The following is a 23,881-nucleotide window of genomic DNA, read 5'->3' on the forward strand; positions in this document are numbered from 1 at the left end:
AAGAGCGCACGATTGCTTTTTTTAAATTTATTTTGCACAACTTTTCACATGCTGGCGTATTCCCGGACGAAAAAAAACGCCGGGCTGGCATAGAGCCAGCACCAGCGTTTTCAGGCGATCAGCGCAGCGATCGGCGGGTCAGGCAGCGCGGCTGCTCGGCGCCGGGTTGTGGAAAGCCGACAACAGATTCGCTTCCTTCTCCTTGGCTGCCTTCAGGTGGCGCGCCTTCACGTGGCCATAGCCGCGGATGTCTTCCGGGATGCTGGCAATCGCCACTGCCTGGGCCAGGTTTTCGCCCGAGAGCTTGGGCAGCAGCGCCGCCACGGTGGCGCGGTACTCGGCGATCAGCGCCCGCTCCACCTTGCGCTCCTCGGTATAGCCGAACACGTCGAACGGGGTGCCGCGCAGGCCTTTCAGCTTGGCCAGCACACCGAAAGCCTTTGCCATCCACGGGCCGTATTCCTGTTTCAGGGCGCGGCCTTCCTTGTCGTGCTTGGCCAGCAGCGGCGGCGCCAGGTGGAATTTCACGGTGATGTCGCCCTCGAACATGTTGGCGATCTTTTCGCGGAAGGCCGGATCGGTGTGCAGGCGCGCAACCTCGTACTCGTCCTTGTAGGCCATCAGCTTGTGCAGGTAGCGCGCCACCGCCTCGGTCAGGCGCGTGCCCTTGCCCAGCTTGGCTTCCTGCTCGCGCACGCCGTCGACGAAGGCCTTGTACTGCGCCGCATAGCCGGCATTCTGGTAGGCGGTGAGCAGCTCGACGCGGCGGGCGATCAACTCGTCCAGCGTTTGCGTGCGCTTGAACTCGACCACCTTGGCCGGCGTAACCAGCCTGGTTACCGATGCCAGGTCGTGCGCGGCCGTGCGGCCCCAGTTGAAGGCTGCCTTGTTGAAGGGCACCGAGACGCCATTCAGTTCGATGGCCTTCATCAGCGCCGCTTCCGTCAAAGGCACGCGGCCTTTCTGGAAGGCGTAGCCGAGCATGAACATGTTGGTGGCAATCGCGTCGCCCATCAGCGCGGTGGCGATGCGGCCGGCGTCGATGAAGTCGACGTTGCCTTCGCCGCAGGCCTGCACGATCGCACCGCGCGAACCTTCGGCTGGGAATTGCCAGTCCGGGTTCTTCACGAAAGCGGCGGTGGTGGCGCCGGTGCCGTTCACGGCGGCCCAGGTGCGGCCCTCGCCCATGCGGCTCAGCGCGTCGCGGCTGGCGGCGACGATCTGGTCGCAGCCGATCACCAGGTCCGCACTGCCGGTGCCGACGCGGGTCGAGTACAGGTCGGACTGGTATTGGGCCAGGCGCACGTGCGACATCACCGGGCCGCCCTTTTGGGCCAGGCCGGACTGGTCGAGCACGATGGCGCCCTTGCCCTCGACGTGGGCCGCCACCGCCAGGATCTGGCCGACGGTGACCACGCCGGTGCCGCCGATGCCGGCCACCAGGATGCCGAAGGGCGTGCCGATTTCCGGGATGCGCGGCGCCGGCAGGCTTGGGGGCGCGCTTTCAGTTCCATTCGCGGTCGCCGCCGCGGCTTTCTTGGGCTTCTTCAGGCCACCGCCTTCCACCGTGACGAAGCTCGGGCAGAAGCCGGAGACGCACGAGAAGTCCTTGTTGCACGAGGACTGGTTGATCTGGCGCTTGCGGCCCAGTTCCGTTTCCAGCGGCTCCACCGACAGGCAGTTCGACTGCACCGAGCAGTCGCCACAGCCTTCGCACACGGCCTCGTTGATGACGGCGCGCTTGGCCGGGTCGGGGAACTCGCCTTTCTTGCGGCGGCGGCGCTTCTCGGAGGCGCAGGTCTGGTCGTAGATCACGGCGGACACGCCCGGCATCTCGCGCAATTCTTTTTGCACGTCCATCAGCTCGGAACGGTGGCGTACGGTCACGCCTTCGGCCCAGGCATAGTCGCTTGGGTACTTGTCCGGCTCGTCGGTGACGACGATGATGGGCTTCACGCCTTCGGCGGCGATCTGGCGCGTGATCATGCCCGGGTCGAGCGGGCCGTCGACGTTCTGGCCGCCGGTCATGGCGACCGCGTCGTTGTAGAGGATCTTGTAGGTGATGTTCACCTTGGCCGCCACCGACGCGCGCACCGCCAGGATCCCCGAGTGGAAGTAGGTGCCGTCGCCCAGGTTCACGAAGACGTGCTTCTCGCTGGTGAACGGCGACTGGCCGATCCAGGTCGTGCCCTCGGCGCCCATGTGGGTAAAGGTCGAGGTTTCGCGGTCCATCCACAGCACCATGTAGTGGCAGCCGATGCCGGCCATGGCGCGCGAGCCTTCCGGCACTTTCGTGGAACTGTTGTGCGGGCAGCCCGAGCAGAAATAAGGAATGCGGTCGGTTTCCGGATTGGCCTTGGCCGGGATGTTCTTCAGCACCAGCTCTTTCGCCTCCAGGAAGGCGATGCGTTCGCGCACGCGCTCGGCCACCGGATGGCCGGCGCAGTAGTGCGTGATGCGCGAGGCAATCGCCCGCGCGATCTGGGCCGGATTGAGTTCATAGGTGGCCGGCAGCAGCCAGTCGCCGTGGCCCTTGCGGTCCTTGTTGCTCCATTCGCCGGTGTCGTCGAACTTGCCGACCACGCGCGGACGCTCGCCGTCGGGCAGGTTGTACAGCGCTTCCTTCAGCGCGTATTCCATCACTTGCCGCTTTTCTTCGACCACCAGGATCTCGTCCAGGCCGCGCGCGAATTCGTGCACGCCTTCGGATTCGAGCGGCCAGGTCATGCCGATCTTGTACAGGCGGATACCGATGTCGCTTGCTGCCTGCTCGTCGATGCCGAGGTCGGCCAGGGCCTGGCGCGTGTCGACATAGCTTTTACCGGCGGTGATGATGCCGATCTTCGGCATCGGGCTATCCCAGATGATCTTGTTCAGCTTGTTCGCACGGGCATAGGCCAGGGCCGCATACCATTTGTGGTTGTTCATGCGGACTTCCTGGTCCAGCACGGCGTCGGGCCAGCGGATGTTCAGGCCACCTTCGGGGACTTCGAAGTCGGTCGGGATGACGGTCTGCACGCGGTCCGGGTCGAGGTCGACCACGGCGCCGGATTCGATCACGTCGGTGACGCACTTCATCGACACCCACAGGCCGGTGTAGCGGCTCATGGCCCAGGCGTGCAGGCCGTAGTCGATGTATTCCTGCACCGACGACGGGTACAGCACCGGGATGCCGCAGGCAGTCAGGATGTGGTCCGACTGGTGCGCGGTGGACGAGGACTTGGCCGCATGGTCGTCGCCGGCCAGCACCAGCACGCCGCCGTGCTTGGCCGAGCCGGCGTTATTACCGTGCTTGAAGACGTCGCCGCAGCGGTCCACGCCCGGGCCCTTGCCGTACCACATGGCGAACACGCCGTCGTAGTTGGCATCCTTGTACAGATTGGTCTGCTGAGTGCCCCAGACGGCGGTGGCCGCCAGGTCTTCGTTCATCCCCGGATGGAACTTGACGTGGTGGGCGTCGAGGTGCTTCTTGGCCTTCATCGCGGTCTGGTCGACGGCGGTGACCGGCGAGCCGCGGTAACCAGTGATGTAGCCGGCGGTGTTCAGGCCGGCCTTGACGTCGCGCTCGCGCTGCAGCATCGGCAGGCGGATCAGGGCCTGGGTGCCGGTCATGAAGGCGCGGCCGCGCTCGAGCGTCCATTTGTCGTCGAGGGAAATGGCGTGGTCGGGCTGGGATGGCTGCAGCTGGGAGGGGTCGAGGGGTGCGTTCATGGTGTCTCCGTCATCGTTGTGCAGGACGCAAGGCAGCGGGGCCGCCGTCCTGGCAAGCCCCGCTACCCCGATATACGTCCTTCGAATTTGGCGCCGTTTTTATTATTGGGAGCGCCACGGAGATGTCTCCTCCGCGTTTGGCGACAGTATAGTCCCGTGTCCCCGGCATTAAATACCAATCAATTCCCCACGCGGAATCAAATGCGCAATAAAATTGCGGCTGTATAGAACGGAAGGAAAATTTATGTCAAAGATCGAGCTCGATAAAACAGACCGCAAGATCCTGGAAATCCTCCAGGCCGATGGGCGCCTGTCGAACCAGGACGTGGCCGAGCGCGTGAACCTGTCGCCCTCGCCCTGCCTGCGCCGCATCAAGCGCCTGGAAGAAGCCGGCGTCATTCGCCAGTACGTGGCCCTGGTCGACCCCGACAAGATCGGGCTGGGCCTCTTGGCCTATGTGAACGTGCGCCTGGAAAAGCACAGCGAAGGCCCGGCCAACTCGCGCGTGCCGGCGACTTCGCCGCGTTTCGAATTCGCCCAGGCGGTGGCGGCCTGGCCGGAAGTGGTGGCCTGCTATGCGATGACCGGAGAGATGGACTTCCTGCTGCGCGTGCACGTGGAAGACATGGACCACTTCTCGCGCTTCATGATGGCGACCTTGCTGCGCCACCCGTCGGTGCTGGATGTGAAGTCGAGCTTTGCGCTGCAGCGGATCAAGGAGACGACGGCGCTGCCGATCGAGGCGCCGCCGACGCGGTAATCACGGTTGCGTCGATTTTCGTGGGTTCGTAGGGTGGGCTCTCGAGCCCACGCGGTTCAACGCATGATCTATCGACAATCTCGCAAAACGGTTGCTTCTGCTTCCCTCTCAGGATATTTTTCAATGCTCAACCGTGGTACTGGGTGTTCGTAGGGTGGACACCTGTGTCCACGCGGTAGGACGCATGATTGGTCGAAAAGGGTCGCGAAGCGGCCGTTTTCGTCGCCTACCGGGCAGCTTTTCGAGGTGCACCTGTGGTACCGCGTGGGCACAGGTGCCTGCGCGGCCCGGCCCACCCTACCAACCCTATTTGCCGCGTTTCCTTGGCGTGAACCACTTCACCGCCGCGCGCGCATTCGCCTTGAGCGTGTAGTCGATCACTGCCAATTGTTCGTCCAGCGCCTCGCGCATCACGCTGCCCGGGCTGGGCGGCGGCAGGTGCAGGTAGGCGTCGGCTTCGCCGTACTCGCGCTTGATCTCCATCCCCGCCTTCTTCGCGATGTGCATCATGGTGCGGTTGGTCGACAAACACTGCATGTATAACGTGTCGATGTCCGAATTGCGGCAGTGGATCGAAGCGCGCTGAAACAGGCGCGTGCCCACGCCCTGCCCGCGCGCACTGCTTGAGACCGAGACGCCGAATTCGGCCACGCGCTCCTTGCTGGTATTGGCCGCACGTCCCGGTTCGGCCGGACCGAAGGCCAGGTGGCCGACGCCGACCAGCTGGAACACGTTGCTGAACACGCCGAACACGATGTCGCGCGAAAAATCGATCTTGTTCACATAGGCGTGGACCTGCTCGTCGGGCAGCACGGTGCCGAAGCGCAGCAGGCGGTCGTTCGTGTCGAGCGCCAGGAAATGCTTGAGCATGCGGCGGCGGTCGCGCTTGCCCAGCTCCTTGACCAGGACGGCCGGACGGTCGGTCTTGCCGGCCAGGCTGGCCAGCCAGTGGGTGATTGGGTTTGCGCGGCGCGGGTTCTCGGACATGCGGACATTCTAGCCCATCAGCCGCCCTGATCCGCCTGCGCGGCTTCATTGGATTCCGGGCTGCCCCACTGCGCGTTCGGGCTGATGACGAAGGTGCCCTTGCCGGCTTGCTTGGCCGCGTACATCGCCTTGTCGGCATCGGCCAGCAGCGCGGCCGCGCCATGCTCGGCGCCGGCGCGGCCGCGCGCGCTGGCGATGCCGATGCTGGCCGAGATCCGCACCGGATTGCCGTCGGCTTCCACGATGCCTTCGATTTCATTGAGCACCGTCTGCGCCACGCGCAGCGCCCCGTCCGGCATGCCGACGCCTTCGAGCATGATCACGAATTCGTCGCCGCCCAGGCGCGCCAGCACGTCCTCGGCGCGCAGCACCTTCTGCACGCGGCGCGCCACCAGCTGCAGCACCAGGTCGCCGGTGGCATGGCCCCAGGTATCGTTCACGCCCTTGAAGCCGTCGAGGTCGATGAACATCGCCGCCACGTTGGTATCGCGGCGCGCGGAGCGCACCAGAGACAGCTCCAGCAACCGGGTCAGCTGGCCATAGTTCACCAGCCCGGTCAGGCTGTCGTGCTGGGCCAGGCGCGCCAGCTTCTTCGACTGCTCTTCCAGCTCGGCGGTGCGCTCGGCCACGCGGTGTTCCAGGGTGTCGTTCGCCGCCTTCAGGCGGTGGTTGACGTCGTTGATGATGCGGTAGCTGCGGCGCAGGCGCCAGCCGGCATAGGCCAGGAGCGCCAACAGCAGGATCGAATAGCCGAACAGGAAGCCACGGTAGCGCTGGCGCTCCAGCACCTCGGCCTGGAAGGCACGGTCGAATTCGCGGCCCAGGCGCGCCATCGCCTCGCCGGTGTCGAGCGCGGCGATCTGCGTTTCGAGCGCGTTCTCGCGCGGACGGTTGGCCAGGATGGTGCGGGTATCGCGCGCCAGGGCGTCGATCTGGTCCATGATGGCCTGCGAAAAGCGCGACTTCTGCGGCTCGATCTGGGCCAGGGTGATCTCGATGCGCCTGGCCAAACCGGGGGTCGGCGCCAGGTTGTAGCGCAAGGTGTCGGCCAGCAGGTCGTTGAGCAGTGCGTCGATGCGCACCACCACGCGGCCCGGCGCCAGCGCGCCTTCGATGCCGCCAAGTTCCGTCTTCAGGTCGGCCAGCGCCGGCGGCAGCGACTGCAGGGCGGCGCGCAGCGGCGGGTTCAGGGTGCGGAATTCGGCCACCAGGTCGGCCTTCATGCGCAGCGACGCCGCCAGCGCCGTATGCGCCTGGCGCGCAGCGCGGTCGCGCCTGGCCGGCAGCGCGTCTTCCAGGTCGCCCATCAGTTCGCGCATCTGCGCCACCGGCGCGGCCAGGCGCGCGTCGGCCAGGCCGCTGCCGATGTGGGCGCGCAGCAGGTCGGCGTCCCATTCAGCGTCGAGCTGCTGCAGTTCGTGCAGCTGGAACATCACGCGATTCTGGTTGTCGACATCGACCCCGGTGGTGCGCGTGTACAGCACCGCCAGCAGTGCGATCAGCACCGCCGCCGCGCCCGCGACGTACTGCAGCCGCCGGCGCGGATGCAGCGCTTCCATCCGGCGCATCGTGCCTGCAAACGCCTGGTCCGACCAACGTAACAATTTACCCATAGTGCGATGAGCATAGCGCAAGCGTGGGGCCGTTCGCGCACGCGCTTGTAACAAGAGTTAACGGACGAGTGAAGCGACGCGTCAAGAGACGAGGCAAGCGCCGAATCAGGCGGCGAGTCAGGCAAGGAACCGCGCGGCGATTCAGCCCGGCCGGAGGCGGGCGTTCATGGCGGCGTCGAAGGCGCTTGCCCCATCCACGTGCGCGCCGCCGCCACGCGCGCGGCCAGCACGGCTGCCGGAATGCCGGCCTTGTCGGCGCCGCAGCGGGCGGCGACCTCGCCGGCATTCACGCCGCGCGCCGCGCCCAGGGCGCCGAGCAGCCAGGGGCGCTGCGGATAGTCGCCGCCCAGCGTGGCGCACTCAAGTGCCAGCAGCATGTCGGCGAAGCGTTCCGGCTTGCGGTAGGCGTCGCAGCGCGCGAACAGGGCGGCCAGGCTCTCGGCCGGCTCGCCCAGAACGGCGCCGATGCCGCCAAGTTCGCGCGCCGTCATCAGGGCCAGGTCGCGGCAGTCGTTCGGCACCTTCAGGCGCGCACACAGGCCGTCGATGGCCGCTACGTCCAGCACCAGCGCGGCGAAGCGCACCGCGAGCGTGTGCCCGCCCGCGGCGGCATGGTCGACCACGCGCATGGCGCGGACACCGCTGTCCGCTTCCTGCGGGTGCGGGCGGCCCCAGAGCGCGTCGAGCTCGGGCATGATGCGCGCCAGCGCGCCGCAGTCGCGCAGCACCGCGAACATGCGCGAGGGACGGCGCTCCATCAGGCCGCGCGCGACCTCTTGCCAGACGCGTTCGGGCACCAATGCATCGGCTTCGCCCGCCTCGACCATGCCGCGCATCAGCGCGTTCGTCTCGTCGGCCACGCGAAACTCCGCAAAGCGCGCGGCGAAGCGCGCCACGCGCAGGATGCGCACCGGGTCTTCGGCAAAGGCCGCGGAGACGTGACGGAACAGGCGCGCCTCCAGGTCGCGCTGCCCGCCATAGGGGTCGACGACGATGCCGTCATCGCCACGGGCCATGGCGTTGATGGTCAGGTCGCGCCTTACCAGGTCGTCTTCCAGCGTGACGTCGGGCGAGGTGTGGAACACGAAGCCGTGGTAGCCGGGCGCGGTCTTGCGCTCGGTGCGGGCCAGGGCATACTCTTCCTGCGTCTTCGGGTGCAGGAAGACGGGGAAATCCTTGCCGACCGGGCGGAAACCGGCGGCGGCCATCTGTTCCGGGGTGGCGCCGACCACGACGTGGTCGTGGTCCTGCACCGGCAGGCCAAGCAGCGCGTCGCGCACGGCGCCGCCAACAACGTAGATCTTCATCGTCAGGCGCGCGGCAAATCCGCATCGTGCAGCGGGGTCGGGTCGGTTTCCAGCATGGCTTCGCGCACCCAGCGCGCCACCGCCGGATGGGCCAGCACGCGGTCGCAATACGCCTGCAGGGCCGGCGCCAGCGCCACGCCATAGGTCTTGAAGCGCGTGACCACCGGCGCATAAAAGGCGTCGGCAATCGAGAAGTCGCCGAACAGGTACTCGTGGTGGCCGAAGCGCGCCAGGCATTCTTCCCAGATTTCGCAGATGCGGCCGATGTCGGCCTGGGCGCCCGGCGTGCGGCCACGGCCCGGCAGGCTGGCCTGGATGTTCATCGACATGTCGTTGCGCAGGGACGCGAAGCCCGAGTGCATCTCGGCAGTGATGGAGCGCGCCATGGCGCGCGCGGCCACGTCCTGCGGCCACAGGTGCTTGTCGGGAAACTGCTCGGCCAGGTATTCGCAGATCGCCAGGCTGTCCCAGATCGTCATCTCGCCGGCCAGCAGCACCGGCACCCGGCCCGCCTGCGAATAGTTGGCGATGTTGGTGGCGGTGTCGGGCTGGTCGAGCAGAAGGCGCACTTCGGTGAACGGAATGTTGAACGCGACCGCCGCCACCCAGGGCCGCATCGACCACGACGAGATGTTCTTGTTGCCGATGACGAGCGTGAGGCCGGGCTGGCGCGCCTTGTTCAGTGCATCGCTGAGGGTCGGGTCGAGTTCCGTGGTCTGCATGGCTTTCCTGTCGAGGGGTAATGGATCAGCGGCCGGCGCGGGCGCGCAGGCGGTCGAGCGGCTCGCCCGGCGCCAGGTAATGCGGGGCGACCGACTCGAGCGCAGTGAGCTTGATTCCCAGCGCGGCCGCTGTCAAGTCCTGGACCGCCGGGTCGATCACGTTATCGACGCGCATCGAGTCGAGGTTGTCGCGGGTGAGGATGGGTTCGCCCGGCAGCCGCTCGAACAGGCGTGCCTGGAGCCGCGCCAGCCGCTCCGGCAACTCGACGATGGGACGCTCGCAGCCGGCATAGCGCCCGGCCAGGCGCACCAGCTCGGCCAGCGTGTAGACGTTCGGCCCGCCGAGCTGGTAGACCTGCTGGCGCGTGGCCGGGTCGCGCAGCGCGTGCAAAAAGGCGCGCGCCACGTCGCACACGTAGATCGGCTGGAACACGGCGTTCGCGCAGGCCAGGGGAAGCACCGGGAAGCGCCGCTGCAGGCGCGCGAACACGGTCAGGAAATGGTCGCCCGGGCCGAACACCACGGACGGGCGGAAGATGGTGGCGGCAACCTCGGGCCGGCTGCGCGCGGCCAGTTCGCCGTCGGCTTTCGAGCGCGCGTACATCGAGGGGCCGTCGATGTTGGCGCCCAGGGCGCTCATGTGCAGGTAGTGCCCGACCCCGCTTACCGCGCAGGCTTCGGCGATGCGGCGCGGCAGGTCCACGTGCAGGCGCTGGAATTCGGGGCCGTAGGGACGGCCGCGGCTGCCGTGCAGGATGCCGACCAGGTTGATCGCGCTCGTATGCCCGGCCAGCAGGCGGCGCAGGGTGGCGTCGTCGTGGATGTCGGCCTCGACCACGTCGACCCCGGGCAGCATGGTGAGATGACGCACGCGCTCGGGGTGGCGCGCGGGCGCCAGCACCGGGATGCTCTCCTCGGCCAGCAGCGCCAGCAAATGGTTGCCGATGAAACCGGTACCGCCGAATACCACCACCGACAGGTCGCGCATGGGGGCCTCGCCAGAAAGGCAATGCAGGTAAATCGATCAGGGCAAGGCGCCCGAGCCTCCCCGCGGTGCGATGGTGCCCAGGCGCGCCTTGAGCGACTGCGGCCGCTTGTCGAACAAAGCGGCATAGTTCGTCGCATTCGACATCACATTGCGCACATAGGTTCGGGTTTCCGAGAACGGAATCGACTCGACGAACACCGCGCCTTCCATCGGCGCGTCGAGCACGCCGCGCCAGGTGCGCGAACGGCCAGGGCCGGCGTTGTAGGCGGCGGTGGCCAGCACCTGCGAGCCGCCGTTATTTTCCAGCACCATGTTCATGTAATTGGTGCCCAGCGTGATGTTGGTGCGCGCGTCGTGCAGCATGTCGTGCACGAAGTCGGTCAGGCCGATCTTCGCCGCCACCCACTTGCCGGTGGCCGGCATCACCTGCATCAGGCCGGCCGCGCCCACGCCCGAGCGCGCATCGCTGACGAAACGCGATTCCTGGCGGATCAGGCCGTAGACCCAGGCCGTGTCGAGCGAGAGGTTTTTCGCTGCCGGCTGCAGGATGTCGTTGTGCGGGGCCGGGAAGCGCTGGTTGAAGTCGAGCTCGTTACGCGTGCGCAGCGAGGTTTCGACCATGCGGTCGAGCAGCTCGTTGCGGCGCGCATACTCGGCGGCGGCCAGCAGCTGGCGCTCCGACAAATTGCGCAGCGCCCAGTTCCATTCGCGGTTGCCCTCGGCGCGCAGGCGCAAGTCGTAGAACTTCATGGCCTGGCGCATTGCCGGCAGCGCCGCCACGTAGGCCACTTCGCCCGGCGAGGGCGGTGCGGCCAGCGGCGGCGTGCTCACCAGTTCGCCCAATTCTTCGGTTGCCAGCTGGCCATAGAAATTGTTCGGGGTCGCGATGCGGCGGTACAGGGCCTGCGCATCTTCCTTGCGGCCCTGGGCGTCGTGCGCGCGGCCGCGCCAGTAGATCCAGCCCGACTCGGCGGCCAGCGCCGGCGGCATGGCGTCGATGGTGGCCGCCACCGTCGCCCAGTCGCCGCGGCGCAGCGCCATGCGGGTTTTCCATTCGAGCTGAAAATTGGTCAGCGGGGCACCGGCGGCGCGCTTCCAGTAGTCGTGGGCATCGTTCGACAGGACGATCGAGGCGGCCAGCGCGACATTCGCCCAGCCGATCGCTCTTTCTTCCGCACTCAGTTTGCTGCTGTTCTTTTCCAGGGCGACGGTGGCCAGCTTCAGGCTGGTGCGCGCCATGCGGCCCAGGGCCACCAGGTAGATTTCGTGTTCGACGCGGTTTGCGCCGATGCCGCGCGCCATGGCCACGGCCGGCACGTCGACCGCCTGGGCGGCGCGCGTATCGGAAGCGCCGAGCAGGGTGGCGATGCGGCGCGAGGGGCCGGTAGCGCCCATTTCGCCGGCCAGGCGCAGCTGGGCCAGCAAATCGGCCTCGCCGAACCCGTTCAATTGCGACAGCTGGGTCATGAGTGCCGCGCAGCCTTCGCCGTAGGCAGGCGGATTGACCAGCAAGGCACGCGCCTCGGCCGCCACCCGCTCGCCACGCAGGGCGCGCGCCAGCAAGGCATAGCAGCGCACCTGCAGGTCGTCGCTGCGCGTGAGCAGGGCCATCTCGCGCTCGAACAGATTCCATTCGCGCTGGCGCCCGAGTTCGAGCAGCCAGTCGGTGCGCAGGCGGTCGGCCACGGCGCTGCCCTCGAAGCGGCGCAGCACGTCGAGCACCTCGTCCTGCGTGGCCTCGCGCAGGCGCGGTTTCAGACGATAATACTCGACATAGCCGGGCAGCACGTAGTTCGGCAGGCGCGAGGCCAGGGCATTCGTGCGGGCGGCGTCGTTCTGGCGCGCGGCTTCGCGCAGCAGCAGGAAGGTGTCGTCGTCGGCCCGGGATGCCTCGCTGGCCGGCGTGGCGGCCAGTGCGGTGACCGATGCGGTGGCCGGCGCGGCAGGAACGGTGGCGGCTCCCGTTACGGGAGGCGTTGCCGCCGGCGGCGCTTCGGCCATGGCGGCAAGGCTGGTGGATGCAACACTGGCAGTGGCGAGCACTGCACCGGTGATCAATTTCCTTGGAAGCAAAAACACAGCAGTTCTACCCTCATTCGATAACATGACCGGCAAATCAAGAATACCATGCGGCCCTGTGCCCCAGCCAGCTTCAGGCGGCGTTCCCGCAACACCGTCGAGCCCGGCTGCCAAGACCGCCCTGCGCGCCACGCTCAAGGCGCAGCGGCGCAGCCAGGATGCCAGCCTCAAGGAAGAATGGGACCGCCGCATCGGAGCGCACCTGTTGCGCTGGTGCCACGCGCACCGGCCGGCGGCGCTGGGCGTGTACTGGCCCCTGTCCGGTGAACCCGACCTTCATCCAGCCTACTGTGAATTGGCCGATGCCGGCGTACGCCTGGCGCTGCCGGTGGTGGTCGCGCGCGACACGGCGCTGGCGTTCACGGCCTGGACGCCGGGCGAAGCCATGGTCAAGGACACGATGGGCGTGGCCGTGCCGGCCGAGCTGCGGCTGGTAGAGCGGCCGCCGGTCCTGCTCGTGCCCTGCCTGGGTTTCAATGCCCTGCACTTCCGGCTCGGCTATGGCGGCGGCTACTACGACAGGACCCTGGCCGCCGCGCCGCGTCCCCTTGCGCTGGGGATTGCCTACGCGAACCAGGAGGTACGTTTCGATGCCGACATCCACGATATTCCCTTGAATGGGATCATTACCGAGCATGGCAGTCCAGACTGATGTTTGTATGGACAAATATGGTGATAATTGGTGAGAATTACGGCGTTGTCGCATTTTAACCATACAATCTTCTGTCGTATTCCTGTTTCTGATTGCGATTCATTTCTCTGATGCATTAGTATTGCACCTCGGCAACTATGTCTGCCGACATGCGCCTGGGCTTGGCGCCAATACAAGAATGGACAGAGAGAAATGCACGGAATTCAAGGAGCAGTAGTAAAAGCAGGCGCGGTCGCGATTGCGCTGGCACTGAGCGGATGCGGCGGTGGCGGCGGCGATAGCGCCGGCGCCAATCCGCCGGTCTCGGTGTCGCCGGCCCCCCAGCGCATCGTGCAAGGCACGGCGGCCAAGGGCCTGATCAAGGGCGCCAAGGTCAGTGTCTACGAGATCGACGCCCAGGGCGTGCGCGCCGCCGCTGCGCTGGCGACCGGCACCACCGGCACCAACGGCGGCTACAAGCTGCAGATTCCTGCTTCCGTGCGCAACTTCGTGATCGTGGTCAGCGCGGCGCAGGGCGCCGTCATGGCCGACGAAGTCAGCGGCACCGACCTGCCAATTCCCGACAGCATGACCTTGCGCAGCGTGGTGACGCTGGCCGAGGCCGCCACCGGCGCCTATGAAGGCAGCGTGACCCCGCTGACCGAAATGATCGTTCGTACGGCAGAGACCGCCGACGGCAAGCTGACCCAACAGGCCGTTGCCCAGGCCAAGGTCAACGTGCGCACCATGCTCGGCTTCGACCCCGAGACCGTGAAACCGGTGAACTCGAACAGCGCCGCCGCGGCCAGCGCCAGCGAAGACGAGAAGAACCAGAGCCTGGCCCTGGCCGCCATCTCGAAGATGGGCAACACGGTCAGCGCCGATTGCGCCCAGAGCACGCCGGGCGAACGCATTTCCTGCGTCGTCGGCAAGCTGGCTTCCTCGGTCACCCTGAAGGATGGCCAGCCTGGCCTGGAACAAACCCGCCTGGCGCAATTCCGCGAAGCGGTGCAGACCGTTGCGCTGGACCAGAACGTGAACCGCACCGGCAAGGTCAAGGTTGTCGGCATTCCCGTGCTGACCCCGGCGCCGACCACGGGCGTGACGGATCCGACCACGCCGACCGCGCCAACCACGCCGACGACGCCGACCAATCCGGCCAACCCGGAACCGGCGCCTACCACGCCGACCACCCCAAGCACGCCTGAGCCGGTCCCGACGACGCCGACCACGCCAACCACCCCGGCCACCCCGCCGGTGGGCGCGACGCCGACCCAGCTCGAAGCGACCAAGGTCCTGTTCGGCAGCCTGCGCACCAACCTGAACGTGCTCGGCGCCGCCGACGGCTTCCGTGCCACGGCCGATGCCGTCAAGGCCGACCTGAACAACAACATCCTGCCGCTCGGTAACGATGCCAGGGACCTGGCAACGCTGGCGGTCAGTGCAGTCGACCTGCTCGACCAGATCCGTGCCAGCAGGAACTGGTTCAAGACCTACGGCCGTGTGGTCAACAATGTCGTGACCATCTCCCCCGTTCCTTACAATATCGCGAACGGCGATGGCGGCTGCGCAATTGTCGTCAACCCGCTCAGCCTGACCTGCACCGTCGTGCGGAACAACTACCTGCCGGGATCGGTTGCAACGAGCTTTACGGCCGGCACCCAGGTGTACGCGACGCGCGTCTTCAAGATCGAGCCGAAGGCGGGCAGCACCACCGACTACACCTACAGCGCCTGGTTCGAAAGGAATACGGCCCGCTACGAGGGCTGGACCATCGTCGGCGAGCCGGTGAAGGAAACGATCGGCACCACCCAGACCGGCACCCTGACGCTGGCACGCGGCGCCAACCTGATGCAGCTGGCCGTCAACGGCCGCCTGCCTGGCCGCCTGAACGCCGGCGGCGCCCTGGACAGCGACTTTGAGGACTGGAAACTCGACGTCACCCGCACCGAGGAAGCCGGCGGCCTGGCCCTGTACAAGTTCGGCGGCGAGTTCAGCGCGACCAAGGCGGGCCAGCCGGCCGGCAAGGTCTCGATTGCGAACACCTCCTTCCTGCGCATGGCGCTGCCGCAAGACAGCAGCAAGGTCGCCGTGAACGAGGCCAACGAACTCGAAGTGACCCTGAACGGCACGGTGGGCAACACCCGCGTCAGCGGCACCTTGCGCGCCGCGGGCGACAAGCTGGACAAGAGCCAGACCAAACGCATGCCGACCAACGTGCTGTTCGAGGGCTGGCTCGAGCACCAGGGCGAGATCGCCTTCAGCGGCAGCGCCGGGCTCACCCGTCTCGACTACGACAAGTTCGATGCCTCGATTCCGGAGTCGGACAGCAACTTCGCGCTCGACATCATGGAGATCCGCGGCGTGCTGACGCTGCCGAACCGTCCGCGTTTCGGCCTGGTGCTGGGCGCCACCCGCACCGGCGCCGACAGCGCCAACATCAATGCCCAGTACCGCGACGGCACTTCGGTCATCAATGCCAAGGTATCGGCCAGGGTTGGCGAGCGTCATCCGCTGGTGAAGGTGTCGAGCGCGGAAGGCGTCGCCTTCTCGTTCACGGATACCTCGTCGCCGGTGCCGGTGACCAAGGACGGCGCGGTCGTGGCCCAGCTCGACCTGGCCAAGGGCATCATCACCTACAGCGACGGCAGCACCGAATCGCTGAAGTAACCGGAACGCAAGGCGTTTCCTTCAAGCCTGGCGCCATGCGCCAGGCTTTTTTATCACCTTTATCATGCGATCAATCCTCTTGACCGGCGTCCTCGCCTGCGGTGCCGCCGGCGCCCAGGCCCTGCCCGCGCCAACCGCACCGGCGCCGGATGGCTGGACCGTGTATTCCGACCTCGCCGTCTGGCAAGCCAGCGACGCCGTGCCGATCAGCCAGATCGACGGCGACTGGACCAGCTACACGCCGCGCGCCGGACGCAATACCGCCCTGATGCGCAACCGGGCCGCGCTCGGCGTCCGGAAAGGGCGCTGGCGCCTGGGCTGGGAACTGCGCCAGGATGCCTTCCTGGTCACCGACCGCGCCTCGCTCGACGCCTTCTACCTGTACCAGCAAAAACACAAGCCGGCGCCACCGGCCAGCTTCGCGCTCCAGGCGCGCTATTTCTCCTGGAAGGCGCAAGGCTTGCGCATCGGTTACACCCTGGACGCACCGGGCTTTGGCGGACGCAGCAGTACGGTCGAGATCAGCGGCGCCGTGTACGGCAAGCAGCGCCTGCGCGCGCGCAGCGTGGATGGCACGCTCAGCTACCCGCAGGCGGAAACCTATGCCTTTGCCGCCAATCACACGGATGCCGACAGCCGCATGACGTACCCGTTCATGAACGAGATGCCGAGCGCCTCCGGGGCCGGGCTGTCGCTGGCGGCCACGGTGCCGCTGGCCGAGGCCTGGACGCTGCGGCTGCAGGCCGACGACCTGGCCAGCCGCCTGCGCTGGAAACACCTGCCGGTGAATGCCGAGTCGCTCAGTTCCAACGTCACGTCCTACGACGCAAACGGCTACGTCAACTACCGCCCTATGCTGCGCGGACGCAAGCAGCAGCTCGAACGCGACTTCAAGGTGCCGCGCTATACGGCCGCCGCCCTCGACTACCGCTACGAGGACTGGGGCGCCGGACTGCACCTTGCGCGGTATGCGGGCGAAACGATCCCGACCCTGTCGCTGTCGCGCCGCTTCGGCTGGCTGACCGTGCACGGCAACCTGGAAACGCGCTTCGACAGTGCCGGCATCGGCCTGGAGGCGGGCAATTTCCGCTTCCAGCTGCAATCCGACAAGCTGGACCTCGACGACGCGAAAGCGCGCTCGCTGCAACTGCACTATCACCTGGTGTTCTGAACCGCGGACCGGTCCCGTACCGGGCTGCGGCGCAGGAATAAAAAATCCCGGCAACGCGTGGGCGCTGCCGGGATTCTTGTCGTGTACCGCCCGCGGGCGGACCGTTTACCGGGTCGACTGGCCGGTCAGGCGTTGCCAGATGGCGGTGGTGGCCGCCGCCTGGTTCATGCTGTAGAAGTGCAGGCCGGGCGCGCCGCCGGCCAGCAGGCGTTCGGCCAGGTCGGTTACCACGTCCAGGCCGAAGGCCTTGATCGAGGCGCTGTCGTCGCCGAAGCTGGCCAGCTTCAGCCGCACCCAGCGCGGAATCTCGGCGCCGCACATGTCGGAAAAACGCATCAACTGCGTGTAGTTCGTGATCGGCATGATGCCGGCCACGATCGGCACCTCGATGCCCAGCTTGCGCACGTTGTCGACGAACTGGAAATAGGCGTCGGCATTGTAGAAGTACTGGGTGATCGCGGCATTTGCGCCGGCGCCGATCTTGCGCGCGAAGTTCTGCAGATCGTCGTGCGGCGAACGGGCCTGCGGATGCATTTCCGGGTAGGCCGCCACCTCGATGTGGAACCAGTCGCCGGTTTCCTGGCGAATGAATTCCACCAGTTCATTGGCGTAGCGCAGTTCGCCAGCGCCGCCATAGCCGCTCGGCAAATCGCCGCGCAATGCCACCAGGCGCCGGATGCCTTGCTGCTGGAACTGCTGCAGGATGGCGCGGATCGACGCGCGCGTGGCGCCGATGCAGGACAGGTGGGGCGCCGCGGCGTGGCCATCGGCCATGATGTCAAGCACGGTGTCGAGGGTGCCCTGCTGGGTCGAACCGCCGGCGCCGAAGGTCACCGAGAAATACGTCGGGTTCAGTTCGGCCAGCTTGCGGCGCGTGACGCGCAGTTTTTCCACGCCCTCGGGAGTCTTGGGCGGGAAGAACTCGATGCTGAAATTATGCGTTTCCATCGTCTTTCAGGAGCAAGGTAGAAAGCGCCCACGAAATGATGCTGTACAGGATAGCCGCCAGGAAGGCCGACCAGAAACCCGCCACCTCGAAACCGCTCACCCAGTGCGACACCAGCCAGAACAGCAAGGCATTGATGACCAGGATAAACAGCCCCATCGACAGCAGCGTGACGGGTAAAGTCAACAATACCAGCAGGGGCCGGATCAGCGTGTTGACCAGGCCCAGCACCAGCGCGGCGATCAGGGCGGTGCCGACATTGCTGACGGCGACGGAGTGCATCAGGTAAGGCAGGGCCATCAGCGCAGCAGCGTTGATCAGCCAGGTCAGGAGCAGGCGCATGTTCAACTTCTTTCGTGGTGCGTTTCTTGTTATTGGGTAGGAAGACACGGATCATGCCAGCGCCATGTGACAAGGGCATGATCCGTCATGGGCGGCCATGCCTGCCCATGCGCGGGCGCACGCGGCGCCAGCCTAATTACTACACGGATTGCCGCGCTAATTAATAGCGGTAGTGATCCGGCTTGTACGGACCGTCCTGGCTCACCGAGATGTAGGCAGCCTGCTCTTCGGTCAGCGTGGTCAGCTGGGCGTTCAGCTTCTTCAGCTGCAGGCGCGCGACCTTTTCGTCCAGGTGCTTCGGCAGCGTGTAGACGCCGACCGGGTACTTGTCGGTGTTGGCGAACAGCTCGATCTGGGCGATGGTCTGGTTCGCGAACGACGAGCTCATCACGTACGACGGGTGACCGGTGCCGCAGCCCAGGTTCACCAGGCGGCCTTCGGCCAGCAGGATGATGCGGCGGCCCGACGGGAAGATCACGTGGTCGACCTGCGGCTTGATGTTTTCCCACTCGTACTTCTTGAGCGCGGCGACTTCGATTTCGTTGTCGAAGTGACCGATGTTGCAGACGATCGCCTGGTCCTTCATCTTGAGCATGTGCTCTTCGGTGATGACATGGTAGTTGCCGGTGCAGGTGACAAAAATGTCGCCGTGTTCGGCAGCGTAGTCCATGGTCACGACGCGGTAGCCTTCCATCGCCGCCTGCAGTGCGCAGATCGGATCGATTTCGGTGACCCACACTTGCGCCGACAGGGCGCGCATGGCCTGGGCCGAGCCCTTGCCGACGTCACCGTAACCGGCGATGACGGCGACCTTGCCGGCCACCATCACGTCGGTGGCGCGCTTGATGCCGTCGACCAGCGATTCGCGGCAGCCGTACAGGTTGTCGAACTTCGACTTGGTGACCGAGTCGTTGACGTTGATCGCCGGGAAGGCCAGTTTGCCTTCCTGGTGCATCTGGTACAGGCGGTGCACGCCGGTGGTGGTTTCCTCGGTCACGCCCAGGATGCATGGCAGGCGCTTCGAATACCACGACGGGTCTTTTGCCAGGCGGCCCTTGATGGCGTTGAACAGGCAGATTTCTTCTTCCGAGCCTGGGTTGGCCAGCACGGAGATGTCTTTTTCGGCGCGGGTGCCCAGGTGCAGCAGCAGGGTCGCGTCGCCGCCGTCGTCGAGGATCATGTTGGCATGGTTGTCGCCCGGCCACTCGAAGATGCGGTGGGTGTATTCCCAGTATTCGTCCAGGGTTTCGCCCTTGATGGCGAACACCGGCGTGCCGACCGACGCGATGGCGGCGGCGGCGTGGTCCTGGGTCGAATAGATGTTGCACGACGCCCAGCGCACTTGTGCGCCGAGGGCTTCCAGCGTGCGGATCAGCACGGCGGTCTGGATGGTCATGTGCAGGGAACCGGCAATGCGCGCGCCCTTCAGGGGCTGGGTCGCAGCGTATTCCTCGCGGATCGCCATCAGGCCCGGCATTTCGGTTTCGGCGATGCGGATTTCCTTCTCGCCCCAGGAGGCCAGGGAGATGTCTGCAACGAGGAAGTCTTGGGTGTCTTTCAGTACGGCGCTCATCACGCCCTCCTTTCAATGTTTAGAAAAAAGTAACGTGAGCGCGGTGTTGATGTCCGAGCCTGGCGAAAAGGAATCTTTTCGTCGCAACGCTCCTCGGAACGGAGTAGTTTAGCACGGATGACGGTTTGAGGAACCTCAGCGGAGCTGGATTTGCTGCACCTGCAACATGAGTCGGGAATATGGCTCCGGAATTGATCTTCGCGATGCGTCTCGATTTTCGTAGGGTGGACACCTGTGTCCACGCGGTATGGCACCGTTGAGTATTCGGGCATGACCGAAGCCATTAGAGCATCAGCCTTCTAAGCTGAGGGTCGAACTATCAGGCAATCGTCAACGCCAGTGGTATGCACGAGTACCATACCGCGTGGGCACAGGTGCCCACCCTACCAAAGCAGCCAGGCTCCTGGCCGTTTCATCTTTTACGACAGGCCGGCTTCCGCGCGCAGCAGCGCCGCCTTGTCGGTGCGCTCCCAGCTGAACTCCGGCTCTTCGCGGCCGAAGTGGCCGTAGGCCGCGCTTTTCTGGTAGATCGGGCGCAGCAGGTCGAGCATCTGGACGATGCCTTTCGGGCGCAGGTCGAAGTGTTCCATCACCAGCTTAGCGATCTTCTCGTCGGAGATCACGCCGGTACCTTCGGTGTACACGGTGATGTTGATCGGACGCGCCACGCCGATGGCGTAGCTGACCTGCACCTGGCACTGGCGCGCCAGGCCGGCGGCGACGATGTTCTTCGCCACGTAGCGTGCGGCGTAGGCGGCCGAGCGGTCGACCTTCGACGGGTCCTTGCCCGAGAACGCGCCGCCGCCGTGCGGAGCTGCGCCGCCGTAGGTGTCGACGATGATCTTGCGGCCGGTCAGGCCGCAGTCGCCCTGCGGGCCGCCGATGACGAAGCGGCCGGTCGGGTTGACCAGGTACTTGGTGCCCTGCAGCCACTCGCGCGGCAGGATAGGCTTGATGATTTCCTCGATCACCGCTTCCTCGATCTGCGAGTGGGTGACGTCCGGGTGGTGCTGGGTCGACAGGACCACGGTGTCGACCGCGACCGGGCGGCCGTCGACGTAGCGCAGGGTGACCTGCGACTTGGCGTCCGGGCGCAGCCATGCCAGGCGGCCGTCCTTGCGCAGCTGCGACTGGCGCTCGACCAGGCGGTGGGCGTAGTGGATAGCGGCCGGCATCAGCTCGGCGGTTTCGTCGCAGGCGTAGCCGAACATCAGGCCCTGGTCGCCGGCGCCCTGGTCGAGGTCGAGGCCCGCGCCTTCGTCGACGCCCTGGGCGATGTCCGGCGACTGCCTGTCGTAGCAGACCATGACCGCGCAGCCCTTGTAGTCGATGCCGAAGTCGGTGTTGTCGTAGCCGATGCGCTTGATGGTGTTGCGTGCCACGCCGATATAATCGACGTTGGCGTGGGTCGTGATTTCACCTGCCAGCACGACGAGGCCGGTATTGCACAGCGTTTCGGCGGCGACACGCGCGCGCGGGTCCTGCTCGAGGATGGCGTCGAGAATCGCGTCCGAAATCTGGTCGGCAACTTTGTCGGGATGGCCTTCCGAGACGGATTCGGAAGTAAAGAGGTAATCGTTGGACATGAAGGCTCCTGTTACTGTTCATAAAACTGCCGCAGCAACATGCCTGCGACGCTTTAGCGACATTTATATTCCGCTTCGCAAGTTGTCTATTAACTCGGCGGATCCTGCGTAAAGTGGTATTTTACGCTCCTTTAAGAAATTTTTGGCGGAGGGGGCCGTCTCGTCCTCAACCCCGATCAAACGCATGCTAGTTATTTTATTCAGAGTCTTGTCAATTTTTCCCCTGCGCATGCTGCACGCCCTGGGCGCGGCGCTGGGCTGGCTGGTCTATCTGCTCTCCCCTTCCTACCGCCGCCGCCTCGACGCCAACCTGGCCCAGGCCGGCTATAGCGCCTATCGGCGCGCCGCTGTCGCCGAGGCCGGCAAGGCCATCGTCGAGCTGGCTTTCGTCTGGTGCGGCAAGCCGGAACGCGTGGCGCGCCATGCCACCGTCGAGAACTGGGACATGGTCCAGCGCGTGCTCGATGCCGGCCGCGGGATTGTGTTCCTGACGCCACACTTGGGCTGCTTCGAGATGACGGCCCAGCAAATCGCCCTGCACACGGCCTTGACGGTCATGTATCGCCCTCCGCGCAAGGACGCCCTGCGGCCGCTGGTCGAAGGCGCGCGTGCACGCCATAACCTGCACTTGGCGCCGGCGAACCTGTCGGGCGTGCGCATCCTGGCAAAGACCCTGAAAAGCGGCCAGCCGATCGGCCTGCTGCCCGACCAGGTGCCGCAGGAAGGCGAAGGCATTTGGGCGAAGTGGTTCGGCCGCAACGCGTACACGATGACCCTGCCCGCAAAGCTGGCCCAGCTGGGCAAGGCCGACATCCTGCTGGTGTATGCCGAGCGCCTGCCGAAGGGACGCGGCTACGTGGTGCGCTTCGTGCCCTTCGAGGGCGAACTGAGCGGCGGCCCGGCCGAGCAGGCAGCCAGCATCAACCGCGCCATGGAACAACTCATTGCGCGTGCCCCGGCCCAGTATTTCTGGAGCTATAACCGCTATAAACAACCGCAGGGTGTCGATGCACCGCAAGCCGAGGCCGTCGCATGAGGGTCCTGATTGCTTTCCTGTGGCTGCTGCATTGGCTGCCACTACCCATCCTCGGTCGTTTCGGCGAAACGGTAGGCAGCCTGATGTTCCTGATCCTCGGCAAGCGCCGCAGGATCGCCCTGACCAATTTGCGCCTGTGCCTGCCGGAACTGAGCGAAAAAGAGCGCCATGCGATCGCGCGCCAGCATTTCCGCGGCTATTCGCGCAGCATCTTCGAGCGTTCCATCCTGTGGTGGGCGCCGGAAGCGCGCGTGCGCAAGCTCATCCACGTCGAGCCGGCGGTGCCGCAGGCCGAGATGGAAGCCGGCCCGACCATCCTGTTGTGCCCGCACTTCGTCTGCCTGGACGTGGCCGGCGTTGCTTCGCGGGTGATCCCGGTGTGCAGCATGTACGTGCCGCAAAAGAACGCCGCCTTCGACAAGCTGCTGCGCCACGGCCGCGAACGCTATGGCCCGGTGCGCCTGGTAACGCGCAAGGAAGGCATCAAGCCGATCTTGCGCGCGCTGCGCGACGGCCTGCCCTATTTCATGCTGCCGGACATGGACTTCGGTGAAAAAGACGCCGAGTTCGTGCCCTTCTTCGGCGTGCCGGCGGCCACGCTGACCGCGCTCGGCCGCATCGCCGCGACCACCGGCGCCAAGGTAATCCCGGTGGTGGCGACTTTCCTGCCGAACTACCGGGGCTGGCGCGTGCGCTTTTATCCTGCCTGGGAAAACTATCCCGGCACCGACATGGTCGAAGCGACGCGGCGCATGAACGCCTTTATCGAGGAGCGCGTGCGCGAGGCCCCGAGCGAATACTTCTGGACCCATAAGCGCTTCAAGACGCGTCCACCCGGCGAACCTTCCTTGTACGACGAATAAATGAAACTCAAGTTCACCAAAATGCACGGCGCCGGCAACGACTTCGTCGTGATCGACGCCATCCACCAGGACATCGATTTCAGCACCGAACAATGGCGCAAGCTGGGCGACCGCCGCTTCGGCATCGGCGCCGACCAGATCCTGGTGGTCGAACGGCCGACGGAGCCCGGCTGCGATTTCCGTTACCGCATCTTCAATAGCGATGGCGGCGAAGTCGAGCAGTGCGGCAACGGCTCGCGCGCCTTTGTCCGTTTCGTCAGCGAAAAGGGCCTGACCGACAAGCGCAGTATCCGCGTGCAGACCATGGCCGGCCTCATCGAGCCGCGCCTGGAAGACGATGGCAGCGTGACGGTCGACATGGGCGCCCCTGTGCTGGATGCACCGGCCGTGCCCTTCGACAGCACCGGCCTGGCGGGGCAGCCAGAAGGCCGCGACACGCTGTGGCCGCTGGACCTGACGCTGCGTGGCGCGGAGCACACCGTGCTGGTGTCGGCGGTGTCGATGGGCAATCCGCATGCGGTGCAGGTGGTCGAGGATGTGGAAACGGCCCCGGTGGCCGAGCTCGGCCCGCAGATCGAACACCATCCACGCTTTCCGAAACGCGTGAACGCCGGCTTCATGCAGGTGGTCGAACGCGGTCACGTCAAGCTGCGCGTGTTCGAACGCGGCGCCGGCGAAACCCTGGCCTGCGGCACGGGCGCCTGCGCGGCAGTCGTTGCCGGCATCCGCCGTGGGCTGTTGGACTCGCCGGTACGGGTATCGGCGCGCGGTGGCGAGCTGTCGATCGCCTGGGCCGGCGAAGGCCAGCCGGTGTATCTGAGCGGTCCCGCCGTCACCGTGTTCGAAGGCGAGATCGATTTGTAATGCAACTCAACAAGCCACGCTATAACAGTGGA

18 protein-coding genes and 1 riboswitch are annotated in these 23,881 nt (G+C 65.9%); of the genes, 7 read left to right on the plus strand and 11 right to left on the minus strand.

Annotated elements, in window-relative coordinates:
• Positions 1–138: 138 nt before the first annotated feature.
• Entirely contained in the window at positions 139–3,711 is a 3,573-nt protein-coding gene (locus LK540_RS05280) for an indolepyruvate ferredoxin oxidoreductase family protein (protein ID WP_229436001.1), read from the minus strand.
• Positions 3,712–3,955: 244 nt separating this feature from the next.
• Here LK540_RS05280 and LK540_RS05285 point away from each other — a divergent pair, with 244 nt between their 5' ends.
• Positions 3,956–4,471: an Lrp/AsnC family transcriptional regulator gene (locus LK540_RS05285; RefSeq protein ID WP_229436002.1), complete on the plus strand. Its 516-nt coding sequence runs from the start codon at positions 3,956–3,958 to the stop codon at positions 4,469–4,471.
• 306 nt (positions 4,472–4,777) lie between these two features.
• Here the strand turns inward: LK540_RS05285 and LK540_RS05290 are convergent, their stop codons facing one another.
• From LK540_RS05290 to LK540_RS05315, 6 genes are all read right to left on the minus strand, one after another.
• Positions 4,778–5,458 carry a GNAT family N-acetyltransferase gene (locus LK540_RS05290; RefSeq protein WP_229436003.1) on the minus strand — a complete coding sequence of 227 codons (681 nt, stop codon included), beginning with the start codon at positions 5,456–5,458 and terminating at the stop codon, positions 4,778–4,780.
• Between the two features lie 17 nt (positions 5,459–5,475).
• Positions 5,476–7,017 (minus strand): diguanylate cyclase, encoded by a 1,542-nt coding sequence (locus LK540_RS05295; RefSeq protein ID WP_229436004.1) that lies wholly within the window; start codon positions 7,015–7,017, stop codon positions 5,476–5,478.
• A 218-nt stretch (positions 7,018–7,235) separates the two neighbouring features.
• On the minus strand, positions 7,236–8,378 hold the full coding sequence (locus LK540_RS05300; protein ID WP_229436005.1) for a multifunctional CCA tRNA nucleotidyl transferase/2'3'-cyclic phosphodiesterase/2'nucleotidase/phosphatase: 1,143 nt from the start codon (positions 8,376–8,378) through the stop codon (positions 7,236–7,238).
• 2 nt (positions 8,379–8,380) lie between these two features.
• Positions 8,381–9,100: a glutathione S-transferase family protein gene (locus LK540_RS05305; protein WP_229436006.1), complete on the minus strand. Its 720-nt coding sequence runs from the start codon at positions 9,098–9,100 to the stop codon at positions 8,381–8,383.
• A 25-nt stretch (positions 9,101–9,125) separates the two neighbouring features.
• A complete protein-coding gene (locus tag LK540_RS05310; protein ID WP_229436007.1) occupies positions 9,126–10,088 on the minus strand; it encodes a complex I NDUFA9 subunit family protein in 963 nt (320 codons plus the stop codon).
• A 36-nt stretch (positions 10,089–10,124) separates the two neighbouring features.
• Positions 10,125–12,089 carry a transglycosylase SLT domain-containing protein gene (locus LK540_RS05315; RefSeq protein ID WP_374041335.1) on the minus strand — a complete coding sequence of 655 codons (1,965 nt, stop codon included), beginning with the start codon at positions 12,087–12,089 and terminating at the stop codon, positions 10,125–10,127.
• A gap of 136 nt (positions 12,090–12,225) precedes the next feature.
• Between LK540_RS05315 and LK540_RS05320 the strand changes: the two genes are divergently transcribed.
• The 3 genes from LK540_RS05320 to LK540_RS05330 all read left to right on the plus strand — a co-directional run bounded on the left by LK540_RS05320 (position 12,226) and on the right by LK540_RS05330 (position 16,639).
• Positions 12,226–12,819: a 5-formyltetrahydrofolate cyclo-ligase gene (locus LK540_RS05320; RefSeq protein ID WP_229436009.1), complete on the plus strand. Its 594-nt coding sequence runs from the start codon at positions 12,226–12,228 to the stop codon at positions 12,817–12,819.
• A gap of 192 nt (positions 12,820–13,011) precedes the next feature.
• Positions 13,012–15,468, plus strand: coding sequence for a hypothetical protein (locus tag LK540_RS05325; RefSeq protein WP_229436010.1), 2,457 nt, complete (start codon positions 13,012–13,014; stop codon positions 15,466–15,468).
• Between the two features lie 64 nt (positions 15,469–15,532).
• On the plus strand, positions 15,533–16,639 hold the full coding sequence (locus tag LK540_RS05330) for a hypothetical protein (RefSeq protein WP_229436011.1): 1,107 nt from the start codon (positions 15,533–15,535) through the stop codon (positions 16,637–16,639).
• A gap of 105 nt (positions 16,640–16,744) precedes the next feature.
• On the opposite strand, the gene metF is transcribed toward LK540_RS05330, so the two are convergent.
• The 4 genes from metF to metK form a co-directional block, all read right to left on the minus strand.
• A complete protein-coding gene (gene metF / locus LK540_RS05335; protein WP_229436012.1) occupies positions 16,745–17,587 on the minus strand; it encodes a methylenetetrahydrofolate reductase [NAD(P)H] in 843 nt (280 codons plus the stop codon).
• Positions 17,574–17,927 carry a phage holin family protein gene (locus tag LK540_RS05340; protein ID WP_229436013.1) on the minus strand — a complete coding sequence of 118 codons (354 nt, stop codon included), beginning with the start codon at positions 17,925–17,927 and terminating at the stop codon, positions 17,574–17,576. Before LK540_RS05340 ends, metF begins: the two co-directional genes overlap by 14 nt.
• A 160-nt stretch (positions 17,928–18,087) precedes the next feature.
• Entirely contained in the window at positions 18,088–19,500 is a 1,413-nt protein-coding gene (gene ahcY / locus LK540_RS05345) for an adenosylhomocysteinase (RefSeq protein WP_229436014.1), read from the minus strand.
• A gap of 29 nt (positions 19,501–19,529) precedes the next feature.
• Positions 19,530–19,601: riboswitch (S-adenosyl-L-homocysteine riboswitch) on the minus strand.
• A 318-nt stretch (positions 19,602–19,919) separates the two neighbouring features.
• The gene (gene metK, locus LK540_RS05350) at positions 19,920–21,086 is read right to left on the minus strand and encodes a methionine adenosyltransferase (protein WP_229436015.1); all 1,167 of its coding nucleotides are present in this window, start codon (positions 21,084–21,086) and stop codon (positions 19,920–19,922) included.
• Between the two features lie 184 nt (positions 21,087–21,270).
• Between metK and LK540_RS05355 the strand changes: the two genes are divergently transcribed.
• From LK540_RS05355 to dapF, 3 genes are read left to right on the plus strand one after another with little or no spacing between them, the layout of a single operon-like run.
• Entirely contained in the window at positions 21,271–22,122 is an 852-nt protein-coding gene (locus LK540_RS05355) for a lysophospholipid acyltransferase family protein (RefSeq protein ID WP_229436016.1), read from the plus strand.
• On the plus strand, positions 22,119–22,985 hold the full coding sequence (locus LK540_RS05360; RefSeq protein ID WP_229436017.1) for a lipid A biosynthesis acyltransferase: 867 nt from the start codon (positions 22,119–22,121) through the stop codon (positions 22,983–22,985). The genes LK540_RS05355 and LK540_RS05360 overlap by 4 nt, the downstream gene beginning before the upstream one ends.
• Positions 22,986–23,849 carry a diaminopimelate epimerase gene (gene dapF, locus LK540_RS05365; RefSeq protein ID WP_229436018.1) on the plus strand — a complete coding sequence of 288 codons (864 nt, stop codon included), beginning with the start codon at positions 22,986–22,988 and terminating at the stop codon, positions 23,847–23,849.
• The last annotated feature ends 32 nt before the right edge of the window (positions 23,850–23,881 follow it).

The organism is Massilia sp. IC2-278 (genome assembly GCF_020708045.1).
GTDB lineage: Bacteria > Pseudomonadota > Gammaproteobacteria > Burkholderiales > Burkholderiaceae_D > Telluria.